The sequence below is a fragment of the Lentilactobacillus sp. genome (genome assembly GCF_040773105.1).
Taxonomy (GTDB): domain Bacteria; phylum Bacillota; class Bacilli; order Lactobacillales; family Lactobacillaceae; genus Lentilactobacillus; species Lentilactobacillus parabuchneri.
The window spans coordinates 1-15,307 of sequence record NZ_JAXGWW010000036.1; the positions used below are offsets into that span (position 1 = coordinate 1).

General features: G+C 44.6%; 17 protein-coding genes. 10 read left to right on the forward strand and 7 right to left on the reverse strand.

What is annotated here, in order from left to right; all coding sequences use genetic code 11:
• Nucleotides 1-74: 74 nt before the first annotated feature.
• A complete protein-coding gene (locus AB3112_RS03300) occupies nucleotides 75-1,016 on the forward strand; it encodes a type II TA system antitoxin MqsA family protein (RefSeq protein ID WP_084998322.1) in 942 nt (313 codons plus the stop codon).
• Nucleotides 1,017-1,153: 137 nt separating this feature from the next.
• Here AB3112_RS03300 and AB3112_RS03305 read toward each other — a convergent pair whose 3' ends face one another.
• Nucleotides 1,154-1,819, reverse strand: coding sequence for a TrkA family potassium uptake protein (locus tag AB3112_RS03305; RefSeq protein ID WP_057910687.1), 666 nt, complete (start codon nucleotides 1,817-1,819; stop codon nucleotides 1,154-1,156).
• 90 nt (nucleotides 1,820-1,909) lie between these two features.
• Nucleotides 1,910-3,247 (reverse strand): TrkH family potassium uptake protein, encoded by a 1,338-nt coding sequence (locus AB3112_RS03310; RefSeq protein ID WP_057910686.1) that lies wholly within the window; start codon nucleotides 3,245-3,247, stop codon nucleotides 1,910-1,912.
• 150 nt (nucleotides 3,248-3,397) lie between these two features.
• Here AB3112_RS03310 and codA point away from each other — a divergent pair, with 150 nt between their 5' ends.
• Nucleotides 3,398-4,639 carry a cytosine deaminase gene (gene codA, locus AB3112_RS03315; protein WP_084974269.1) on the forward strand — a complete coding sequence of 414 codons (1,242 nt, stop codon included), beginning with the start codon at nucleotides 3,398-3,400 and terminating at the stop codon, nucleotides 4,637-4,639.
• Between the two features lie 94 nt (nucleotides 4,640-4,733).
• Nucleotides 4,734-5,621 (forward strand): glycosyltransferase, encoded by an 888-nt coding sequence (locus tag AB3112_RS03320; protein ID WP_084998324.1) that lies wholly within the window; start codon nucleotides 4,734-4,736, stop codon nucleotides 5,619-5,621.
• Nucleotides 5,622-5,781: 160 nt separating this feature from the next.
• Here the strand turns inward: AB3112_RS03320 and AB3112_RS03325 are convergent, their stop codons facing one another.
• Entirely contained in the window at nucleotides 5,782-7,569 is a 1,788-nt protein-coding gene (locus tag AB3112_RS03325) for an ABC transporter ATP-binding protein (RefSeq protein WP_367333951.1), read from the reverse strand.
• A gap of 204 nt (nucleotides 7,570-7,773) precedes the next feature.
• Between AB3112_RS03325 and AB3112_RS03330 the strand changes: the two genes are divergently transcribed.
• The 3 genes from AB3112_RS03330 to AB3112_RS03340 are packed head-to-tail and all read left to right on the forward strand — an operon-like array spanning nucleotide 7,774 to nucleotide 10,373.
• Nucleotides 7,774-8,553, forward strand: a complete 780-nt coding sequence (locus tag AB3112_RS03330) for a 1-acyl-sn-glycerol-3-phosphate acyltransferase (RefSeq protein WP_367333952.1) — start codon at nucleotides 7,774-7,776, stop codon at nucleotides 8,551-8,553.
• 18 nt (nucleotides 8,554-8,571) lie between these two features.
• The gene (locus AB3112_RS03335; RefSeq protein ID WP_084974274.1) at nucleotides 8,572-9,522 is read left to right on the forward strand and encodes a glycosyltransferase family 8 protein; all 951 of its coding nucleotides are present in this window, start codon (nucleotides 8,572-8,574) and stop codon (nucleotides 9,520-9,522) included.
• A complete protein-coding gene (locus tag AB3112_RS03340) occupies nucleotides 9,519-10,373 on the forward strand; it encodes a lysophospholipid acyltransferase family protein (RefSeq protein WP_084998328.1) in 855 nt (284 codons plus the stop codon). Before AB3112_RS03335 ends, AB3112_RS03340 begins: the two co-directional genes overlap by 4 nt.
• A gap of 111 nt (nucleotides 10,374-10,484) precedes the next feature.
• On the opposite strand, the gene AB3112_RS03345 is transcribed toward AB3112_RS03340, so the two are convergent.
• Nucleotides 10,485-10,982 carry a hypothetical protein gene (locus AB3112_RS03345; protein ID WP_057910680.1) on the reverse strand — a complete coding sequence of 166 codons (498 nt, stop codon included), beginning with the start codon at nucleotides 10,980-10,982 and terminating at the stop codon, nucleotides 10,485-10,487.
• Nucleotides 10,983-11,106: 124 nt separating this feature from the next.
• Here AB3112_RS03345 and AB3112_RS03350 point away from each other — a divergent pair, with 124 nt between their 5' ends.
• Nucleotides 11,107-12,015, forward strand: a complete 909-nt coding sequence (locus AB3112_RS03350; RefSeq protein WP_367333953.1) for a ribonuclease H family protein — start codon at nucleotides 11,107-11,109, stop codon at nucleotides 12,013-12,015.
• Here the strand turns inward: AB3112_RS03350 and AB3112_RS03355 are convergent.
• On the reverse strand, nucleotides 12,012-12,578 hold the full coding sequence (locus AB3112_RS03355; protein WP_367333954.1) for a DUF2179 domain-containing protein: 567 nt from the start codon (nucleotides 12,576-12,578) through the stop codon (nucleotides 12,012-12,014). The two genes, AB3112_RS03350 and AB3112_RS03355, sit on opposite strands and share 4 nt — an antisense overlap.
• 179 nt (nucleotides 12,579-12,757) lie before the next feature.
• On the opposite strand from AB3112_RS03355, the gene AB3112_RS03360 reads away from it, so the two are divergent.
• Both AB3112_RS03360 and pgmB read left to right on the forward strand, forming a co-directional pair.
• Nucleotides 12,758-13,198, forward strand: a complete 441-nt coding sequence (locus AB3112_RS03360; protein WP_084974283.1) for a VOC family protein — start codon at nucleotides 12,758-12,760, stop codon at nucleotides 13,196-13,198.
• A 72-nt stretch (nucleotides 13,199-13,270) separates the two neighbouring features.
• Nucleotides 13,271-13,945, forward strand: a complete 675-nt coding sequence (gene pgmB, locus AB3112_RS03365; RefSeq protein ID WP_084974285.1) for a beta-phosphoglucomutase — start codon at nucleotides 13,271-13,273, stop codon at nucleotides 13,943-13,945.
• Here the strand turns inward: pgmB and AB3112_RS03370 are convergent.
• Nucleotides 13,927-14,295, reverse strand: a complete 369-nt coding sequence (locus tag AB3112_RS03370; RefSeq protein ID WP_084974287.1) for a DUF488 domain-containing protein — start codon at nucleotides 14,293-14,295, stop codon at nucleotides 13,927-13,929. The two genes, pgmB and AB3112_RS03370, sit on opposite strands and share 19 nt — an antisense overlap.
• Before the next feature lie 41 nt (nucleotides 14,296-14,336).
• Between AB3112_RS03370 and AB3112_RS03375 the strand changes: the two genes are divergently transcribed.
• On the forward strand, nucleotides 14,337-14,960 hold the full coding sequence (locus AB3112_RS03375; protein WP_084974289.1) for a DNA-3-methyladenine glycosylase: 624 nt from the start codon (nucleotides 14,337-14,339) through the stop codon (nucleotides 14,958-14,960).
• Here AB3112_RS03375 and AB3112_RS03380 read toward each other — a convergent pair.
• Nucleotides 14,957-15,307 (reverse strand): phosphatidylglycerophosphatase A (locus AB3112_RS03380; RefSeq protein WP_367333955.1); only part of this gene is annotated, 351 nt, incomplete at its 5' end. The two genes, AB3112_RS03375 and AB3112_RS03380, sit on opposite strands and share 4 nt — an antisense overlap.

The following is a 15,307-nucleotide window of genomic DNA, read 5'->3' on the forward strand; positions in this document are numbered from 1 at the left end:
ATTCGTTGATAATGATCGTCAAGTTCGATTTATTAGTTTTCATGTTTCAAACTAATTTTAGGAGGTAAATTGATATGGCTAAGACTTATGTTAAAGATTATACCAACACATTTTTAATTCACGGTCATGAATATTCAGTTACCGCCCCAGCTCGCTTTGATAGTGAAACTCATGAATTGGTTGAGGATTCCGAGCTCGACGATCAAGCTGTTGAAATTGCTAACGCCATGTACCGTCAGGAAATGAGTTTGGTTTCCCCAATGGATATTAAGAAATATCGTGCCAAAATCGGGCTTTCGCAACGGGAATTTGCTAAATTGCTGGGCTGGAGTCCGAATACTGTTGCAATGTATGAGACGGGTGCCTTTCCATCGGAAGCAAATAATCAGCTTTTAAAAGCCTTGATGTCTGATGATCATCTGCTTCATAACTTGATTAAGCAAGATCAAGAAAAACACCAAAATCGATTACCTAAAACAGTGATCAAAAAGATTAACGATTACTTTGATGCTGAGAGTGATGATGTCATTGTTGAACATGCTCCTCAGCCCAAGTATTCAGCATTGCAGCTAGCTAATTGGTATCGGGTAACAAACTTTTTTGATGCCAAAAATGATGAAAATATTGAAGATTTAACCCAAATGAAAGTCGTGAAATTATTGTACTTTGCATTTGGCCGGTATGCAGCCACAACCCATGGTAAGCTATTTAGCTCGCCAATTATCGCCATGCCTTATGGGCCGGTCGTTGAGGAGATCCACACGGCATTCAATGGTCACCGAGACATTATTTCAATTGGCTTGGATAAGCAAGCGTTTGACGATTATAATTTAATCCAAAAGGACAATGAGATTTCAGGTTTACTAAATGACATTTTAAAAGATTATGGTGATAAAACTGCTGCTGGGTTGAGTAAGATTACCCATCAGCCTGGTTCTCCGTGGTCACTTACGGTCAGCGGCGTTATTAATCCAAGTTTAATTGCTGAGACATTTGTTCGAGGAACCGAAAAGTAAGTAACACTTCAGAAAGTGCGTTAGTCTATTCTTGTATCACAATCCTTTTTATTTGGAACAACTAAAGAGCAGGCCTAATCAAAGTTCATCCGAATTTTGATTAGGCCTGCTCTTTTCAAGGGACTAATGGCCTCTTTTTACGCCGTCGCAATTTCCTCAAACGCTTCAACATCCTTCTCCGTACCAATAATGGTCACAATATCTCCTGGCTTCGTGATGGTCGATTGATTGGGAATGATCGCACCTTCCTCATCGGCATGGGAAAGGGCAATCACGGAAATCTTGTAGCGATTGGTTAAGTTCAGTTCTTTGAGGGTCTTATTAAATAACTTGGGATTTGTCAGCTCAAATTCGATAACCGACAACTCACCCTTTAGCTTTAAATCGTTGAGGATCTTAGGCTCCATAACGTGCAAGGCAATTCGCTGGCCCATGTCACGTTCGGGCTGGATGACCTCATCGGCGCCCAACCTTTCCAGAACCTTGGCATGGCGGGCGTTTTCAGCCTTACATACCAGGTGTTTAACGCCTAATTCTTCACAGATCATGGTGGTCATGATGCTGGCCTCCAAATCGGTTCCGATAGCGACAAACACATTGTCAAAATTACCGATGCCAAGTTGTTTTAATGCCAGTTCATTTTGAGTGTCGGCAACAATGGCTTCGGTTGCTCTATCGCGAAACTCGTTGACCCGATTTTCATTTTTATCAATCACCAGCACTTCCTGGTCGTGTTCCAGCAAGGCGTTGACAATGCTGGATCCAAAAAGGCCGAGGCCGATGACTGCGTAATTTTGTTTCATGGTATGAATGCTCCTCTACGTTGAATTGATTATTACCTCATGATATATGGTTTTTGGATGAAAAGCCGCTTTTTTGACCAGACTTTCAAATTAACCAATCATCACATTTTCTTCCGGATATCTGAAGGCATCTTCTGGTCGCTTTGACGTTAACAATGAGTACATCACCGTGAAAATTCCAACCCGGCCCATGAACATCAGCACCGCGAAAATTAATTTGCCGATCACGCTCAAATGCGCAACCAACCCCAGACTAAATCCGGTTGTACCAAAGGCTGAAACGACGTCAAACATGATGTATTCCAATCCTTCTGATTTGGGGATGGTCTCCGTGAAAGTTAAAATCAGAGTCGCAATCGACAGGACGACGGCGACTAAGAATACCAGCGATAAAGACCTGGTAACGTTATCGTCACTGAATCGGCGCCCCCAAAACGTAGCGTCCCGCTTGCCACGGAGGGTTGCCCACACTCGAATTAAAAGTATGCCCACCGTCGTGGTTTTGATCCCGCCGGCAGTCGATCCGGGCGTTCCACCAATCAGCATCAAAATCATGGTAAAAAATGCCCCACCAAGGGAAATATGAGTGACTGGAAAGGTGTAGAAGCCGGCAGTTCTTGGTGTCACAGATAAAAACCAGGTGTTCATAATCCGCTGGAAAATGGTTAAATGACTGCCCTCTGAGAAATTACGCTCAGTCAGCATGTAGACCACAAAGCTGATAACGATAATTCCCAGGTAAGTGGTCAACGCCAATTTGGTGTGCAGGCTTAACCGATGATCTTCATGGTAGAAAAGAATGTCCTTCCAAACCAGAAAGCCGAGGGACCCGGAGATGATGAGAATCGTCAATACGAACAGCAGGTAGGGATCTGTTTGAAACCGCACGAGACTGTTATCAAACAAATCAAAGCCGGCATTACAAAATGCACTGATTGAGTGAAAAATGCTATAACCCAGGCCTTTAACCAACCCATAACGGGGATAGAAATCAATGAAGATCAGGCCGGTTCCAAGAACTTGAATTGCCAGGGAAATGCGAACCACCAGAAAAACAACCGTGCTGGTGTTGGCAAACGATTGTAGGTTAAGGGACTGTTGGGTTAGCAGTTGGGTAGTCAAATCAACCTTCCGGCGCATAAACACAAACAGCAGAACGGCGAATGTCATAAAGCCCAAACCACCAATTTCGACCAGCATCAGGATCACAATTTTACCGAAGATACTCCAATGAAGCGCGGTGTTGACCACCGTCATTCCGGTCACACAAGTCGCGGAAGTCGCTGTGAAAAAGGCGTTGATATAACTGGTCATATGCCCCGATTTACTTGAGATTGGCAGTGACAGTAAAAAAGTTCCCACTAAGATAATAATCAGGAAACCTAACGTCAAGATCTGTGGTAATGCCAATCTGGTTTTTGAATTCAATGAATCAGAACCTTTCACTTAGCAAAAAAATGCCAATGTCTTAATAGGGATCACATATGTATTATCGCACACTCACCAGAAAGGGCCCAACTTTGCTGCCAAAATAGACTATAATATGAATAAATACGTTGATTGTGAGGGATAAATGACATGCTTATCAAAAATGTCCATATCGAAAATGCAGAACAAACCAGTGACGTCAAAATAGCTGACGGCAAGTTTGTCAAGATTGCGCCAAGTATTGAACCCAGTGACGGTGAACAGGTGATTGACGCCACCGATAAATTATTGCTGCCACCGTTTGTTGATCCCCATGTTCATCTGGATGCGACCCAAACGGCCGGCGATCCTGAGTGGAATCAATCCGGGACGTTATTTGACGGCATTCGAATTTGGAGTGAACGTAAGAAGAAGTTAACGATTGACGACGTGAAGACCCGCGCTAAGAAAGCCATCAAAATTCAAGTCGCCAACGGGATTCAATTTATTCGAAGCCATGTTGACGTCACCGATCCGGATTTGACGGCTTTAAAGGCCTTAATTGAAGTTCGTGATGAAGTTGCCGACCAGGTAGAACTTCAACTGGTCGCTTTTCCCCAAGAAGGCATATTGTCCTATCCAAACGGCAAGGAATTGATGATTGCCGCGGCCGATATGGGTGCCGATGCGATTGGTGGGATCCCGCATTTTGAATTTACCCGTGACTACGGGGTTGAGTCGTTGAAATTCTTGATGAAGGTTGCTGAAAGTAAGGGTAAATTAGTTGATGTCCACTGTGACGAAATTGACGATCCCGCTTCTCGAAACCTTGAAGTACTGGCAACTTTGGCACTGGAAAGCGGCATGGGCGACAAAGTGACTGCCAGTCATACCACTGCGATGGGGTCATATAACGACGCCTACACGTATAAATTATTCCGTCTCTTGAGAATGTCTCATATCAACTTCATTGCCAATCCGTTGGTTAACACCAATCTGGGTGGCCGTTTTGATACCTATCCCAAGCGTCGGGGAATGACCCGGGTTAAGGAGTTGGCTGAAGCTGGCATCAACGTTGCCTTTGGTGAAGATGATCTCAAGGATCCCTGGTATCCAATGGGCAATGGCAACATGCTTGACCCTGTTCAAATGGGCATTCATGTCGGGCATCTGATGGGCTATGACGATATCATGAATTCGTATCAATTTATCACGACAAACGCTGCCAAGGCGATGCACATTAGTGGTCACTATGGCATTCATGTTGGGAAGCCGGCCAACTGTATCATCATGAACAACAATAATTTCTACAATGCCTTAAATGAGCGATCAGAAATTTTGTATTCAATTCACAATGGCCAAATTTTGGTTCAAACCGAGCCGAAACACGTGACAAATCACTTCGAAGATTAATCGTTTAAAGTAGGAGTTGGGACAATATCCGTTGTGCCGACTCTTTTTTACACACATCATGTACACGCTCTTTTGTTGCCATTTTACGTCAAATATGACACACTTTGAGTGGGTAGCACGACAGGGGGAAGCAACGTTGGATATTTTATATTGTGGTGACGACAACATGTTTGAAGGCTTGATTATCTCAATCTTGTCGTTAACCAAACACGCTCATGAACCACTGAAAATTTATATTATGACCGGACACCTTCGCAATAAGCACCGCCAGTTTCAAGCGTTGAGTGACGATCATATCGACTTTTTAAACGATCTGGCCAAGCAGGGGAACAACCGGAATGCCGTTATTAAAATCGATATGACCGAAAAGTTTGAAGCGGAATTGCCAACTGCCAATATTAATACATTATTTACGCCGTACAGTATGTTAAGACTATACAGTGATTTAGTACCACAGTTCTCAGATCGGATTTTATATTTAGATGCGGATGTCGTTTGTCGGCGACCGTTTGAAGCGTTCTACCATCAAGCGCTGGATAACATAGATTTTCTAGGGGTTCTTGATCATTATGGCCGCTGGTTTTTCCATCATCAGCTACGGCCGTTTGACTACATTAACTCCGGAATGCTGCTGATGAATCTTAAACAGATTCGCCAAGATCAGCTATTGGCGCGCTGCCGGGCATACTGTGCCAAACGGCCAATGATTATGCCTGATCAATCGGCCATGAACAAGTTGGCAAAGCATAAGGCGTTCGTGGCAGAGAAGTATAATGAGCAACAGGATGTTCAACCGGACACGGTGTTCCAGCATTTTTCAACTCGTTGGAAATTTTGGCCGATTATTCATACGGTTTCGGTCAAACCCTGGGAAGTCGACAAGGTCCACTCCCAGCTGAATTTACACGAATATGATGACATCTTGGATGAGTATCAAGAGATAATGGCTAAGCTGCAGGCGGAGCCCGTTTTATCCAAATAAAACAACAGAGTGCGAGTTAAACCGCATAGCTTCGGAGCATTAAGCGGACGGAGCTGGTTTGAGGAACATGTTTAGGCAAGATAATATGGAATCACCAGAAAAAGGCTGAGCCAAAAGTTGATACTTTTAGCTCAGCCTCTCTTTTTCATCCAGCACATTCTCAAGACGTTGCTTGCTTTTCCGTCCGAATTGGCTGATGCGTTTTTTCTTCTGAAAATTGGTTTTCCACGTATTCTCGGTACAGTGGCGTACTTTTGACTAACTGTTTATGGGTTCCGTGACCACTGACCCGACCATTTTCGATGAAGTAGATTTCATCCGCGTCAGTGATGGTGCTGAGGCGGTGGGCGATGACTAAGGTCGTTCGGTTCACCATCAATTTGTCGAGAGCTTGTTGGACCATCATTTCTGATTCGGAATCCAAGCTGGCAGTGGCTTCATCAAGCATCAAAATCTTCGGATCTCTTAAGAAAGCTCTGGCAATAGCCAAGCGTTGGCGTTGCCCGCCGGAGACTTTTATCCCGCGTTCACCCACTTCAGTGTCGAGACCGCGTGGCATGGCTTTGACAAATTTGGTCGCGTAGGCCATATCTAAAACATGCCAAAGTTGTTCGTCTTCAAAGGTTTTATCGAGCCCATAGGTCAAATTATAACGGATGGTGCCGGACATGATTGCGGCGTCTTGGCCAACCAACCCAATTTGATTCCGCCAGCTTCCAAGCTTGATATCGTCTACTTCGGTATCGCCAATCATAATATGGCCACTGTCCGGCTGATAAAAGCGTTCTAAAAGACTGAAGATAGTTGATTTTCCGCCACCCGACGGACCGGCAAAGGCGATCACGGAATTGGCAGGAGCGGTAAATGAAACGTCGTGGAGGATTGGTTTGTCCTTTTCATACGAAAAGCTGACATGGCTCATTTTTAACGTTTGGCCGCTGATATCAAAATCGCTTCCAGACTGTTGATCTTCCTCACGTGTTTGAAGCAAGGCTTGAATTCGGGTGGTCGAACCACTTGCTTTGGCGACGTCAGCCATAAATTGGCCGAGGATCGCAAACGGTCCGATCAGTTGAACCAGGTACATTAGAAATGAAAATAGGGTTCCAATGTCGATGGCGCCTTCACGAACCCGGAGGGCACCGTAAGCCAAAATTCCCAGTACCATGGCCATCATCACCATGCCCATGACGGGGCCGGCGATTGAGTCATAAATGGCTTCCCGACGGCCAATTCGATACAGGCGAAACATGCGTTGATCGCCAGCCGACTTTTCAAGCGGTTCGGCAGTTGAGGATTTAACTAGGCGGACTTCACCCAGCATTTCACCGGCTTTTCCGTTAAGGTCTGCCAAGGCATCTTGACGGGCCCGGGCAATTTTGTGCGACTGACGGACAATTGGTAGCAGGCAGACGAGGACAAGGGGGATAGCAATGAACATAATAATCGTCATCCGCCAGTCCATAATCATCATCAAGACCATCGCCCCAACGAGTTGAATGATTGAAGTGGCAGTCTTTGGAACGGAATTTGCCAACAGTTCCTTGACCTGAGTCGAATCATTGACTAATCTGGAGGTGATTTGACCGGACTGGGTCTCATCAAAATAATGAACTGGTAATTTTAGAATCTTGTTCCAAAGCGTTTTTCGCAGCTTATAAACCACGTCTTCACCGAAAAAGCCCAAGACGGTTCCGGAACAGGCACCGATAATTGTACTTAATAGGAATAAAAGGACCACGCCGACAATTAACGTAGTGTTCATGTGATGTCCGATTGAATTGATGATCCCCTTGGCAATTCCTGGAACGGCCAGTTGCATGGCGGTCGCCAATACGCCAAGCAAAAAGCCTGCGATCAGTTGCCAGTATCGTGGGTGAATCCGGTTAATGAGGGTTAAAAACGTCTTTAAATTAAATTTTTGCGGTTTATTAGAATGATCTGGCATCGATGAATCCCCCAAAATATTGATTAATATACTCACTCTTTAAACTAGCATAGCAAGCGTCATTTTAACACTAATTTGGTGTAAGAAATCAATGATTCGTTCAAAAGGTTTTATTTAGCTGTCGATATGATAAAATTATGTCACCATTTATTTTAAGATGGACTTGTCCAAATCAGTCGTTTAATATGAGGAGGTGGCATCCTGATGAAGCAGCACACATCTAAAACATATCGGTATCGATCCTTTGATGACGATGTTGTGTTCACTAAACATCAGGATGCGACGATCCCCGACAACCACGTTTGGCTGCACACCTCACTTATCTACCGAGGCATTGGAACGGTCATTTATGCACTTGCCGTGGCGTTTAGTTTTCTGTACTGTCGGTTTTATTTACACGCATCGTTTCGAAACAAGCACTGCTTGGCCACTCAAGGTCGGCGGGGGGCTTTTGTTTATGCGAACCACACACAGCCATTAGGGGATGCGCTGTTGCCAATGCTGGTCGCTGTTCCCCGACGCGCTTATCCGATTGCCGAACCGGCCAACTTGGGGATTCCAATTGTCGGTCGATTTTTGACGATGTGTGGGGCCTTGATTTTGCCGGACAAATTATCTCAAATGGTGAAATTTCAACGGGCCATGAAGAAACGGCTGGACCAGCACCAACGGGTCTTCGTCTACCCTGAAGCACACGTCTGGCCTTATTATACCCATATTCGCCCATTTCCAGTTGGAGCATTTCACTATCCTGTGGCAGAGAACGTTCCCAGCTACACGATGACGATTACATATCAAAAAAGCCGGCTTTTAAAGCGGCCGAAACAGGTTATCTACTTTGACGGCCCGTTTATGCCAGACATGGCACTATCTCGCAAATCCCGGCAACGAAAGCTCCATGATCAGGTTTATGATCAGATGGTGCTTCGAAGCCGTGAAAGTAACGTTGCTTACATTCACTATGAGCGACAAACAGACGACTAAATTCTAGGAGGAAGATTCATGTCTAATCAAACAGTACCGGTATTTTTTGCAGTCGATGATAATTACGCCGCTTATTTGGCAGTGGCGCTGGAATCCTTAGAGGCCAATGCTTCAACAACACGGGACTATGACATTATTATTTTATGTGACGATTTGAATCAGGAAAATCGCGACCAGTTGAAAAAATTTGCGCGTGATAACGTTCAAATCAGCTTTGTTTCGATTAACGATCGTTTGAAAAAGGAAATCACCGACAAGGGAAACAAGCTACGCAGTGACTACTTTACGTATACGATTTATTTCCGGTTATTCATCGCCGAACTATTTCCAAAGCTCGATAAAGCAATTTATTTAGATTCTGATACCGTAGTTTTAAATGACATTGGCAAATTATTCGACACGGACCTTGGGGATAACTTGGTTGGTGCGGTTTCTGATCATTTTATCGGCCATAACCCGGAAACGATGGCCTATGCTGAAAAAGCCATCGGCATCGATTCGCAAAAATACATTAATTCTGGCGTTTTGCTGATGAACTTAAAGGCAATGCGTGAGAGCCATTTTGCCGATCACTTTTTGGACCTCTTGAATCAATACCATTTCAAGAGCTTGGCACCGGACCAGGACTACATGAATGCGATTGCCAGAAAACGAATCTATTACCTTAATCCGTCTTGGAATATTCAAATCTCGACGCCTTTGGATGTGACCCCTTGGCTGATTCACTACAACCTGTTTGCCAAGCCATGGCGCTATGAGGACTGCCAACGTAAAGAATATTTCTGGAAGTACGCCAAAAATACCGCTTATTACAAGGCCTTAACCGACGAACTGGCAGCGATGGATGACAAAGAAGTAGCTCGCGATCAGAAGAACCAGGCTGATTTGATCCAGTTGGCGGTTGATACAACCAACAAGCCAGATACGTTTGCGGCCCGAACAAAGCAAGGAGTCAACATCGCCCTATGACTTTTACACCAGTAAAACTTGGTGACCGTGATAAAGTCATCCGTAATATTGCCGAAAATGTTCGCCAAGGAAAATTAAATCAAAAAGTTGAAATTAACGACCCGGTGTTGACATTAGCTGAGCAGCAATCGGTTTTAGCCGATTTTTTGAAGTTGCATCAGACCAGACGTTACCGACTAAGGGCCGTTGAAGCCCGTTCGATGATGAATATTGGTGCCAGAATGCTCAGCCCCAATTTACAGGTGGAGGGGCAGGCTCATTTAGCGGACGTTAAATGGCCGGCAATTGTAACAGCTAATCACTTTAGTCCGATTGACAGTTTACTCATCCGCTCGGCACTTAAGTTGCCTGATTTGTCGATTGTCGTTGAATTGACCAACCTAAAAATGCCCGGTCTGCTGGGCTTTTTGATGACCTATTCGGATACCATTCCGATTAGCGACAGCATTAATTACATGGGCAAAAACTTTATCAAGCTGTTAAAGCAGAGCTTGGATCGTCAGCAGTCCATCCTGATTTATCCGGAACGGGAGATGTGGTTCAACTACCGAAAGCCACGGCCCCTTGAACGCGGTGCTTACTATTACGCTGTGAAATTCAATGTGCCGGTGGTTTCCTGCTTTGTTTCGATGGCAGACGCACCGACCAAGGGTGATCCCCATGGTATTAATTACACGGTTCATGTCTTACAGCCAATCTACCCGGATCCCTCGATTAAATCGGAACGAGAAGCCGCTGACAAAATGCGTGAACAGGATTGTCAGCAAAAAGTCGCCGCCTATGAGGCTGCTTATCACAAGAAGTTTGTCGAGGCCTTTGACGAGTCTGACGTTGCTGGGAACTATATTTAGGGCATATTAAAAAGGGCTGGTCAGGCAAAACGTATCTGTTTTGCCTGTGCCAGTCCTTTAAATGTGGTAAAGCTGAAATTGGGACCCAAGTACTGGGTGCCAACTCTCGAATTAATTTGCTTTCTTTTTCTTGGCCACACTGGATTTATTAACTGCAGCCGGCTTCTTCTTTGGCATCGTCGCTGCTTTTTTAGCTGCAAGAGCTTCCTTGCGCTTTTTAGAGCGTTCCTTCAAAATATCTTTGAGGGCAGTGATGTCATCTTCATGCATTTCCTTCCAAGACTTGTATGAAGTGTTGGTGTCAGTATCGGTGGGTTTAAGACCGGTATCCAACCAGAACAACGCCTCAGTTAGGCTGGGAAAATTGTGCATCCAAAGCGTCTGACCGTTTTCCGAGTCAAATGCAACGTAGGAACGGGCATGGCGCTGTAAAAATGTATGCTTTCGAATTTTGAAAGCTTCACGTTTTCTTGTTAACCGATAATCAGGTAAAATGTACTTACCTTGTTTTTTTAATCGGGGAAAGCGCTCGTTTATTTGATCTGATTGGTCTTTTAAAAGCGCTTTGGCTTCGTCGACCGAGATCAATGTGGCTTTAGTTTGGGTCATATTCAGTTGCCCCCTTTATTTAACATTTTCGCATAGATTTATCTAATTGCAAAGTAGATAGAAACATTATAAATAATTATTAACATTTTTTCTGAAAAAATGTTGAACTGGAGAACGGAACTTAATGAAATTTTATGCAGTCAAAAAAGGAAAAAAGACCGGGATCTTTACGACTTGGGACGAGACTGAAAAGCTGGTCAAGGGCTATTCAGGTGCGCAATATAAAAGCTTCAAGACGCGTGAAGAAGCCGTTGACTATTTAGGCGGTGAGGTTGGTCATGGAACTGATCAAAAACTAACCCGGAAACGCGCTACCAAAAAACGGCCGGCTAAAAAGCCAACAAAACCGGACAGCTTTTCGGGTGAGACGATTGTCTATACCGATGGCGGCTCCAGAAACCATGGCAATGTCCGTGGTGGGCACGTTAAGGCTAGTGATAAAGCGGCCTGGGCGTTTTTAGTCCAGACGAAAGATGGTCAGTTTGCCAAATCGGATGGCGAGTTTGGGGCCACCAACAACAGAATGGAAATAATGGCGTTTTTAGAGGCTTTAAAGTACTTGGCACACAATCACCTGCAAAACAGTCGAATCGACGTTGTGATGGATTCCAGGTACGTTTTAGACGCCATTCAAAAGGGGTGGCTGAAGGGCTGGCGGAATCGTGGCTGGACTAAGAGTGACGGCAGCAAGCTTCAAAATAAGGAGCTGTGGCAAGCCGTTGATCAACAACTCCGTGAATTTCAATTAATTCAATACCACTGGACGAAAGGGCACGCAGCCGATGCCGGTAATGTTTTTGTCGACGAACTGCTCAACAAGACGATGGATAAAATGGGTACGAGCCAGGCTCAAACGCCACAATTAGTCGAAAAGCTGCCGCCAATTCAACAACTGGTCAAGCAGCAAAAAGAACCCAAAAAGGCCGATCATAAAATTGACCTACCCAAGCCAGGGCCGAAAACGGCCGCTTCTTTCAGGGATATTGAAAATATACTTAAACAACTTGGCCTGTTTGATGAGGATGACGACTAGTGATGCATCCGATTAGTCGCATGATCTCGGCGGTCAACTTCCTTACTCCAAAAGCCACCGGATAATTGAACCGGTTCTTGAACCATGATGAATGCGTCAGGGGAAATCTCTTTGATTTGTTCCATCAAGCGCCGGTCTGCTTTTCTGGGGGCTAAGATACTCAAGACCAACCGGGCACCGGAACGTCCCTCGGCTCGGCTGACGGTAACCCCATAACCAAGGTCACGCAGCTTTTCGGCCAACTCTTCGTTGTGGGCATGAATCGGGTTGGTGGGGTCGATTTGAACGGTTACTTCAAAGTTGACATACCCCAAGGCGATTTTATCTTCAATAATAATTCCGATGTAAATCCCAACACCAAAACCAACGGCATATGCGGCGATGTTGAGGGGACTGTCAATGTGTTGTAATGCAATTGCCAGGGCCATCACGTAGATGAACTCTTCTCCGACCGCTACCAGCGGTGCCAGGAATTGGTGCCCCTTGACAACCAGCATGGTTCTAAAGGTATTGATCGCAATGTATAAAGCATTTAATAGAAATATTGTGATTGCAAGTTTCATTAATTAATTTCCTCCAGACTCATTTAATTTATAGTTTAGCACTTTTAAAATTGATGGGGCCAAAAAGCGATATCATTCCTATTAGAATAGGCATTAACGGTTTGTTAACATTGACAACTATTGTAATTAACGGTATTCTAAATGCTGAATAATATTAAAAAGTAAGGGTTGCTGACCTAATGAATAATATTAATTTAATTCCATATCTGACATTCGAAAATACAAAGGAAGCCTTGGCCTATTACCAAGACGTTTTTGGTATTACCGATATTCAGCGGGAATCCCCAACTGAAAAACAGGCAGAAGACATGTCGCTGAATGCGGATGTTAATCTCGACGACCTTACTTTGCAAGGCAGCTTCAAGATCCTTGGCAAGCAGGTGTTTTGTGCGGATAGTTTTCTAGGCAAGCCGGTGGTCTCCTCACTGATTTCATTAATGATTGAAGTGGACTTACACGACTCGGAGGCCTCGTCTGCCCTGCAGAAACTTTACGATCGAGTTGTCGAGTCAGAAGAAGTTAAAGTGATTGTAACTTTTGAAAAGAAGTCTTCCGGTAATAAGTACGGACAGATTGTTGATAAGTATGGGATCACTTGGATTTTTAACGCAGTTAAATAATACCAAGTGAGTTGGGGCTGAAAACAAGATTGTTGTTTTCAGCCTTCTTTGCATAAAAAGGGGGGAATTGAGATGACAACATTTTCAAACGTTAAAGGCGTTTTATTTGACCTTAATGGGATCATTACAGATTCATGGCTGTATCATAGTAAATCGTGGCGCCAGGTCGCCGAAAGCATCGGTGTTCAGTGGAGCGACCAGCTCGAAGAGGCCATCAAAGGGCGGGACCGAATTGATTCACTTAACGCAATTTTGAGCACTGGTGGCTTGGAAGACGCCTATTCCGATCAACAAAAAGAGGCCCTTGCCGACAAGAAAAACGCCATTTATCAACAAATGCTCGAAGTGATGAATCCCAATGACATTTTACCCGGAATTCACGATTTCTTAGCCGAACTTAAACAAAATGGCTACAAGATGATCATCGCTTCAGCATCTGCCAACGCGCCAAAGGAAATTCAAAAATTAGAACTGGAAGATTATTTTCCATTGATTGTCGACTTAAATCAAATAAAGCATAATAAGCCCGCCCCTGACGTCTTCTTGAAGGCAGCTGAGATGATCGGCTTATCAGTTGATCAATGTGTCGGCATTGACGACGGGGTTGTCGGCGTCGAATCGATTAACGCGGCCGGCATCGTTTCAATTGGGGTTGGCGATCCTAAGGTGTTGAAAATGGCCGACATTCATTTTCGCTCAACCAATGATTTAACGTTGGCCAATATTCGTCAGGCTTGGCCTAAGTGATTGGCAATATAATCTTTCAAGACAACCGCCTGATTATTTTCGCGGTCCTTTGCACCATAGAGTAGAATCACGTCAGTTGTTTTCAACTTGTCAGCGATTAACGCGGTAAAATCCGCCGTCTTTGGATTGGCATCCAGTTCCGCAATATACTTGGTTTTGAACTCGGAAAACTTTTCGGGATCGTGTGAAAACCATTGGCGCAGCTCTTTGGACGGGGCAACTTCTTTCTCCCATTCGTCCAATTTAGCATTAACCTTTGAGATTCCCCGTGGCCACAAGCGATCGACCAAGATTCGGTAGCCTGATAAATCCTGGGGTTTATCATAAATTCGTTCCAATTTGATTTGCATCGTAAAACCTCCGTTAACTTATTTTGAAAGGCGTGACACTTTTGAAAGAAGACCCGTTTTATTCCAACGGCAGCACAGATGAAATTTCCAAAAAACTTCTGGGGATGCTGCTTACATATGAATCACCCGAGGGGCTGGTAGGTGGCTGGATTGTTGAGACCGAAGCCTATATGGGGCAACAGGATTCGGCGGCCCACGCATTTAAGGGGCGACGTACACCATCCAACGAGCCGTTATATGGGCCTCCAGGTACAGTGTACATCTATTCGATCCACGGACGATACCTCTTGGATGTCGCTGCCCAACCAAAAGGTGTTCCACAAGGGATTCTGATTCGGGCAATTGAACCGACAATTGGTATTGACATCATGATGAAAAATCGTGAGAAGCACGGCGTAGATTTAACCAACGGCCCCGGCAAATTGATGGAAGCCTTTGGCATTGCCGATAAGAAAATGAATATGGAAATCTTTGGTGACAGTCAGCTTGATATTCACCAAAACGACAAAAAAATCCCGGCTCAAATTGAAGAATCAAATCGAATCGGGGTTGCGAATCAGGGGACTTGGGCGACCAAGCCACTGAGATATTTTGTTAAGGGCAATCCCTATGTTTCAGGAATTAGAAAACGTGACGTCGATGAAAGGACTCACGGGTGGGGTTAGTTGTTTCGGTGGGCAATCTTTGCGGATACCGCACTGGCAATCGCGCCAACAATATCATCAATAAATGTATTGGATGTGCCGTCCTTGGCTTCATCCAATTTTTTTGTGACGCCAGTTTTTTCTCGATCAATATAGCCATAATTGGTAATGCCAATTGTGCCGTAGATGTTGGCAATGTTCAGTGCGATTCCTTCATCAACACCAAAGACGCCCGAATCGTTCATGATGATACTTTCAAGTGGTTCCTTGATTAGCCCTTGAGTTGCCAGTCGGTCCAGTTCGAGGCCGACCATGGCATTATTTAACACTTCTCGTTTGTGAAGAACGTCAATCGTATCTTTTTTAAC